1 pseudogene is annotated in these 570 nt (G+C 45.6%); it reads left to right on the top strand.

Going from position 1 to position 570, the window contains the following annotated elements:
* Positions 1-231: 231 nt before the first annotated feature.
* A pseudogene (locus tag NV64_RS22850) lies at positions 232-495 on the top strand (Arm DNA-binding domain-containing protein); the annotation flags it as partial.
* Positions 496-570: the final 75 nt, after the last annotated feature.

Consider the following 570-nt stretch of genomic DNA (forward strand, 5'->3'; position numbering starts at 1 on the left):
GTAGTTCAGTCGGTAGAACGGCGGACTGTTAATCCGTATGTCACTGGTTCGAGTCCAGTCAGAGGAGCCAAATTCTTATTTTCATGCCACTTTGCGAATCCCTATATGATTCGAATTCAATGAGTTAGCGTGAAAAGTCTTCCCGATGCATTTTCAGTTTTCCCTCCGCATCGGGAGAATTTGGTGGTCAGATTTGGGGTCAAGTTGGTTCGATGACGGAGTGACCCCCAAATGTCTCTTAACGACTCAAAAATCCGCAACTTAAAACCATCCCCAAAACCCTTTAAAGTTTCCGATTCTCACGGCCTATACCTTTTAGTCAATCCAGGCGGTTCACGTCTCTGGTATCTCAAATATCGTATCAATAGAAAAGAATCCCGTCTCGGCTTGGGTGCCTATCCCGACGTATCTTTGGCTGATGCTCGTCAACAGCGTGATGGTATCCGTAAATTGCTGGCGCATAATATCAATCCAGCACAACAGCGCTCTACTGAAAGTGATCTTACCCATCAATAGTGGACACGCGACTAAGTGAGTAAACTCTCAACCAGAGGTGACTCACATGACAAA

It is taken from the genome of Erwinia sp. B116, assembly GCF_002865965.1.
In the GTDB taxonomy this organism is placed as follows: Bacteria; Pseudomonadota; Gammaproteobacteria; order Enterobacterales; family Enterobacteriaceae; genus Erwinia.